Raw genomic sequence first — 5,996 nt, 5'->3', positions numbered from 1 at the left:
GAGCACCCGCCGGGCGGTGGCATCCACCCGGCCGGTGGGCGCGCTCTCCAGGTAGAAGGTCACCAGCCGTTCCGCGGCGAGATCCAGCTCCGACTCCCGCGGATGGCCTTCCCGCAGTTGCCGCTCCAGGTTCAGTCGATCGTCGAGCCGGCGCATATGGACGAGATAGTCCACGGTTTCCCCGGCCTCATCAAGCCCGAGTTGACGGTCAGGGGTTCGGCGGAGGGTTGCGACGCCGAGGTAGATGCCGGGGGCCAGCCGGCGGTTCAGGCGGACCTCTTCGTGGCAGTTCGCGCGCCGCGCACTCAGGGACGAGAGATCGACGAAAGGGTAGCGCTGTGGCTTCTTCAGCTTGTAGACCTGGTCGTCGGTGAGGAAGACGTAAGAGAAATGCGTCTCCAGCATGAATACCGACTCGGGGCCGTCGGGGTAGCTCTCCGGCCTGCTCAGAAAACGAATGGTCTCCACGAGGGAGACGGCCGTGGCGGAGGGTTGCGGAAGCATCGCGGATCCTCGGTTCCCTGGAGGGGCGGGGAGGGTCGCGATCGACCGCCCGCGCCCTTGCCGGGTGCTACAGCTTGCCGGCGGCGACGGTGAAATGCCAGGCGAGGACGCGGTCACCCAGCCTCCCAGAGCACGCGCCTTGACCCTTCAGCCGCATTCACAAATCCCGACAGGTTCAGCTGTAGCCGATACCTCGTCATTTGCTGGCCGACACCATCGGCGGATCCGTGTGCTCGTTTAGTTAACGGAGCATTACGATTTCGCTAATGCCCCCTCTGGCCAGTAGGCTGAGTGTATCAACCTGAGGCTCGCGGAATTCGCGCCTTGCGCGCATCGGTGGGCTCGCCAGACGGCCTTGATAAACTGGGGAGGCCCTTTCGGGAAGGCGGGCGGGCCCATGTCCAGGAGCCGGTCGTGCCTCTATCCCGGCAAATCGCCGGTTACTTGAGATGGAGCCTTGCCATGCCGCCGATACCGCTTGGACCACGTGTGACACTGATCTGGTTGGCGGTGGTCCTGGGGTGGCCAGGCGCAGTGTTGGGCAAGGAGCCGCTTTGGGAAGCCGGGCTCGGTGTCGGCGGGCTGAGCCTGCCGCATTACCGGGGTTCCGATCAATCCGAGGTGTTTGCCGCCCCCATTCCCTACGCCGTTTATCGAGGCGAGCTGCTGCGCTACGACCGCGAGGGCTTGCGCGGGCTTTTTTTCAGAACGGATCGAGTTGATTTGGATGTCAGCGCCGATGCGGCGCTGCCGATCAATGACGACGACAACACCCGGGCGGGCATGGACGACCTCGCGCCGGTGCTGGAAATCGGGCCCTCGATCAATGTGCGGCTATGGGAGTCTGCCGCGCGGCATCGTTACCTGACTGCGCGCCTGCCGTTGCGGGCGGCTGTCGCCATCAACAGCGACTTGGGGGTGAGTCATCAGGGCTGGAGCTTCGCGCCGAATCTCTACTACGAAGACAACGCGGCCGGGTTCAGCGGCGCGTGGCGCCGAACCGTCTCTTTCGGCCCTGTATTCTCGGACCGTGCCTATCACGCCTATTACTACGACGTACCGGCTCAGGACGCCATCGCCGAGACCCGGCCGGAGTTTCGCGTACCCGGCGGGTACAGCGGGGCGCGGCTCAGCTTCGCCAGCGCCCGGCGCTTCGGGGCGCTGTGGTTCGGGCTTTTTGTCCGGGTGGATCGGCTGGACGGCGCCAGTTTTGCCGACAGTCCCCTGGTGGATCGCCGCATGTCGGTGACCGCTGGCGCCGGCGTCTCGTGGGTGTTTGCCGAATCGCAGCGCCGCGTGCCGCGGCGTGCTCGATGAGTGTGTGGTTGTGTATCGAGCCCTGGCCCGGATGTTGCCCGATCTGCCTCGCTGGGTGGAAGCGCGAGCCCTTCTGCTGTGGGGGCGCTGTGAGCTCTGCGGCCTTCACGAGGCGCCGGAGTTATCCTTCGTTGTCGGTGATCCGGCGACGGAACGGATCGCAGTCGTTGGGTCACCGGCAGTTGATGGCGTTGTCGCCGCCGTCGAGCGGACCACCGCGGAACGCTGATCGCCGCGCCCGAACAGGCGGGACGCCTTGGCGCGGCGTGGCCGGGGTGGACCCTCGGTCAGGCCACACTCCATGAACCAGGACGTCGCCTGTGGCCCACGCCGGATTCGCGCGGGCTGCTTCATCCCCGGCGCGCATCCGTGCCTGCCAGGGCCATCAAGGTCGCCTGCATCGTTGCCGTGTGAATGGGGGTTTCGTTGGCATGCATCCAGGCCTCTGCTCGGCAGACGGTCAGCGTTTTGCCCGCCCTGACCACATTGGCGGTGCAACGCAGCAACTCTCCCCTCGCGGGTGCCATGAAGTTGGTCTTGAACTCCACGGTGAGTACGGCGGAATCGCGGTCCATGAGGGTGGACGCGGCGTAGCCGCAAGCGTTGTCCAGAATGGTGGTGATGACGCCAGCGTGCAGGTAGCCGTGTTGCTGGGTTAGTGCCGCGTTAAACGGCAGTTCGATCTCTACCTCGCCCCCGGATACGCGCGTCATCGTCGCGCCGAAGGTCGTCATGACCTGTTGGCGCTGGAAACTCTCGCGTACCCTCGCCTCGAAATCGGCATCCTTAGGCTCAAGCTTCATGATGGATCTCCTCGCCCCCGGCGTGCCTCCCGGAGGTTTAATCACTGGTTCGCTGCCAGCGCGAGCGACACTGAAACGATTGGCGATACAGCGACGCGCACTGTCGCGCCTACTGGCTGGCCCTGCATCGGCGTGCGGCCCAGGGTAAAGGATAGAAGATCCAACCGCTCTTGGTTCCGTGTTTCGGCTCGTGGCGCGATTGCGCAGGGCATCTCGCGGCGGATTCCCAGCACAGATGCGAGCCGAGGGTCCACCGGGCTCAGTTGTCGCGACGTGCGAAGTGTCTTCGCAGAAACCGTCGTCCGAGCACATGCGTGCCCTTGACGACGCCGCGCGAGGCGCGCTGGAGGTTTTCGCCGAAGCGCAGTCCGGAGGGTGCCGACAGACGGCGGCGGTTGCGTTGCGTCATCAGTGCCTCCGTCATCGCCGAGGCGATCGCCGCTTCCAGCGTATCGATGTTCCATCGCGGCTGCTCCAGGCAGACCGGGATCGGTGTCGCCCCGCCCAGGTCTTGCCCGATCGCATTCATGGCGTCGCCGATGCGCTTTTGCGCCTTCTCGGGCAGGCGATTTTCCGAGTAAGGCCAATCGGACAGCAGCGTATCGGCCGCCGTCGCGACGACGATCACGGGTGGCCGCCGGCGCGCCGGCCCGGAGGCGAAATGCGCCTCGAACGCCCCACGCAGCACATCGTCCGGCGCGCGTGCGGGCCGTGAGGCCCGCACGGCCCAGATGACCATATCCGCCTGCGCCATTTCCCCCGCGATCGCCGTCGTCACGGCCTGCGTGCCGTCGAGCCCCATCGTGTCGACGAAACGGCAGGGGATGCCGTCGATTTCAGCCTCGTGAGCCGTCACCCGATCCGTGGTCGGGGCGAGGTCGGTTTCTGCCGGATCGTCCCCGAGAATCGCATTGATGAGCGTCGATTTTCCGGCACTGATTTGGCCGACCACGAGAATGCGCACGGGGTCGTCGGGCTGAGCCAGACGCTGCCTGTCGCGCAGTTCCGAGCCGAGCTGGATTTCGATGAGTTCGGCATCCGAGAACTTGAGCCGTCCCGAGTAAAGGTCAATCGCGGCCTGTGCCACTTCCTCGAGCAGAATGACCTGAGCATCACGCATCAACTGATCCGTCAGCCGATCCTGCAACCCGGACGTCGCCGCGCGCTCGAGTTCGCGCAGGAGCGCGACCGGTGGGTTGAGCACCACACGCACTCCGCGATAGGCCGCATACCCGAATTTCCAGGCCGTGCGCGCCGTCTCCTTTCGGCCCCAGAGCCAGCGGATCGCGCGCACGGACAACTGATCGGAGAACGGGACGTTCGCCCGCAGGAACTCGCGATAGCGCAGAGCGACGCGATCGATGAGAAGCAGCGCCTCCGGCACGGTGAAGTCGAGAGCGCCCCGCTTCCCGTCCGACAGGTGCGCGGCCACATCCTCGATGACCGCCAGCGCTGCGGGTGGCAGCTCCTCCCACTTTAGCGGTTGCTCCAAGCGCGCCTCGACGGCTTTGCGCGCGGCCTCATAGGCCGCTGTCTCGCGCTCGGTCCAATTCGGATCGATCGGCGGGGATGCCAGGCTACGGTCGGGCGCACCCTCTTCGCGCGCGGCTTGGTCATTCGACGCCGCCTTGCGCCGACGCAGACGCAGGGCGAATTTTCCACCCCAGACGCTACCGGCAAGAACAACGCAGCCGAGGGCGAAATACAGCAGCAGCCCGCGCTCGTAGAGCCAGAGAAAACCGAGCGGAGAGCTGACTGCCAGCGGCAGGATCAGCACCCCCGCCATGCCGAGACGGCTCCAGCGCAGATAAGCGCGGCGAAGGCGATCACCGAGGCGCATGACGTGCTCTCGAAAGGGCTTCGCGGTAGAGCTTGCGCAGATCCTGCGCGCTCGCGCTCTCGCCATGCGCGGTGCGGTATAGCCAGTACGCCGCGGCGCGGCCGAGCGCATAAGTTGCGGCGAAACTGACAGTTGCCGCCGTTGCCGCGCCGATCGTTTGGCCGAAAACAGGGATCACCTTCGCCCCCTGCCGTGCCACATAGGCGGCCGCATAGCGCAGCAGAATGCCGGAGCCGAGCGCGCTGGCAAAGGCGCCCGCACGCGCGGCGTTCCACGCGACGCCGTAGCGCGTGGCCAGAGCATGCAGCATCGCACCCTGCAGCGTGGGAACTGTCACCGCACCGACCACCGGCGCGGTATCGCTCGCAGCCGCCGCGCTCGCATACCACATCACAAGCGGGCGCTGCTCAGCGAATCGCCGCGCTTCCTGATCCTGCGCCCGTTCGCGCAGCATGAGCAGGGACACATCGGGCAGCATCACCGCCAACGCCTCGCAGAGCGCATCGATCCCCTCCGGCGTCCGCGCTCCGGGCGGCAGGGCGAGTGTGACTGCGGGGAGGCTCTCGCCGGCAGCTGCTTCGAAGGTCGCCTGAACCCGGGCGCGTGCGCGGCTGCGTAACCCTTCTTCGGGCGCGAGATCCGCGCCCGTATGCGCGACGAGGATTGGAACGCGCGGCCGGCGCGAGCGCACTTCGCGCAGCACATTGGCGACTTCGCCCTGCACCGGATCGTCGAGACGTGCGACAGCCACGATCGCATGGCTTCCCTGCTCGGCCGCGGCGAGATCGTCCTGGGGATCATAGCCCGCCTCGCCAAGGCCGCGCGTATCGAGAAAACGCAGCACCGGGTGATCGGCTGGATAATCGAACGCCATTGCTGTCGGGGTGCACGGCGCAAAACCGCTCCCGATCTCCGCTTGTCCGGTCACCGCCCGGATCAGCGACGATTTGCCGGCCCCGGTCTTGCCAAGTAGCCAGAGCGTTGGCACCGGAACGGGCTGCGCTTCAATCGCGTCCGCCTCGACCTCTTCGCCCTGCCTCAATATCCGACGGATATAATTCTTCACGTTGTTCAGTTCCGGAGTCTGTTCAGATTACCGGACGGTAACCGACGCGCCGTGCTTGTCAAAAGCCGCATGCGTTGGCGTTGTCTGCACATTCATCCATAGCGGCTACGATTCTATCTCCCTGGATCGGGACGCTGTCGCTCTCGGCTCGCACGTCTATCACCGAAATGCAGGCGAAACCCCGCCCATGGGCGTCCGGGCGGCCTGGCGGCGAATCGCGCCTGTGTCGACAGGCACGCGATCGACGAGACTGGTAAAAGGTGCGACGCTGCCTTGCGCCCGTTGGTTCCATGAGCGGCTGCGGCGAATGCGCCATGCGGCGCAGGCGGCCCACACGGGTCATCCCATCGTCGCCGCAAGCAATGGGGCGATCGCTGCCGACGAGGCGCAGCGCCGGGGGCGGTTGTGCCTGGTGGCAATTGGTCCTCTGTTCAAGGAGGTTAGCCCGACTTCCGCTATTCGGTGG

Annotated in this window: 5 protein-coding genes and 1 pseudogene; 2 read left to right on the top strand and 4 right to left on the bottom strand. The window is 66.0% G+C overall.

Features of this window, described 5'->3' with window-relative positions; genetic code table 11:
• Positions 1 to 504: pseudogene (locus tag QZT63_RS09450) on the bottom strand (hypothetical protein); the annotation flags it as partial.
• Positions 505 to 966: 462 nt separating this feature from the next.
• Here QZT63_RS09450 and QZT63_RS09445 point away from each other — a divergent pair.
• Both QZT63_RS09445 and QZT63_RS09440 read left to right on the top strand, forming a co-directional pair.
• Positions 967 to 1,821, top strand: a complete 855-nt coding sequence (locus tag QZT63_RS09445) for a MipA/OmpV family protein (RefSeq protein WP_290650628.1) — start codon at positions 967 to 969, stop codon at positions 1,819 to 1,821.
• A gap of 4 nt (positions 1,822 to 1,825) precedes the next feature.
• Positions 1,826 to 2,050 carry a hypothetical protein gene (locus QZT63_RS09440; protein WP_290650626.1) on the top strand — a complete coding sequence of 75 codons (225 nt, stop codon included), beginning with the start codon at positions 1,826 to 1,828 and terminating at the stop codon, positions 2,048 to 2,050.
• A 121-nt stretch (positions 2,051 to 2,171) separates the two neighbouring features.
• Here the strand turns inward: QZT63_RS09440 and QZT63_RS09435 are convergent, their stop codons facing one another.
• From QZT63_RS09435 to QZT63_RS09425, 3 genes are all read right to left on the bottom strand, one after another.
• Positions 2,172 to 2,624 (bottom strand): PaaI family thioesterase, encoded by a 453-nt coding sequence (locus QZT63_RS09435; protein WP_290650624.1) that lies wholly within the window; start codon positions 2,622 to 2,624, stop codon positions 2,172 to 2,174.
• Positions 2,625 to 2,883: 259 nt separating this feature from the next.
• Positions 2,884 to 4,464, bottom strand: a complete 1,581-nt coding sequence (locus tag QZT63_RS09430) for a GTPase (RefSeq protein WP_290650622.1) — start codon at positions 4,462 to 4,464, stop codon at positions 2,884 to 2,886.
• On the bottom strand, positions 4,451 to 5,530 hold the full coding sequence (locus tag QZT63_RS09425) for a GTPase domain-containing protein (protein WP_290650620.1): 1,080 nt from the start codon (positions 5,528 to 5,530) through the stop codon (positions 4,451 to 4,453). Before QZT63_RS09425 ends, QZT63_RS09430 begins: the two co-directional genes overlap by 14 nt.
• Positions 5,531 to 5,996 lie beyond the last annotated feature (466 nt).

The organism is Aquisalimonas sp., assembly GCF_007120195.1.
Classification (GTDB): Bacteria; Pseudomonadota; Gammaproteobacteria; order Nitrococcales; family Aquisalimonadaceae; genus Aquisalimonas.
This window is presented reverse-complemented; position numbering and strand designations above follow the sequence as displayed.

What these genes read in the sequence shown, in the direction of transcription:
- QZT63_RS09430 (WP_290650622.1), bottom strand. Translation starts at nt 4,464, where the DNA reads ATGCGCCTCGGTGATCGCCTTCGCCGCGCTTATCTGCGCTGGAGCCGT.
- QZT63_RS09445 (WP_290650628.1), top strand. Translation starts at nt 967, where the DNA reads ATGCCGCCGATACCGCTTGGACCACGTGTGACACTGATCTGGTTGGCG.
- QZT63_RS09435 (WP_290650624.1), bottom strand. Translation starts at nt 2,624, where the DNA reads ATGAAGCTTGAGCCTAAGGATGCCGATTTCGAGGCGAGGGTACGCGAG.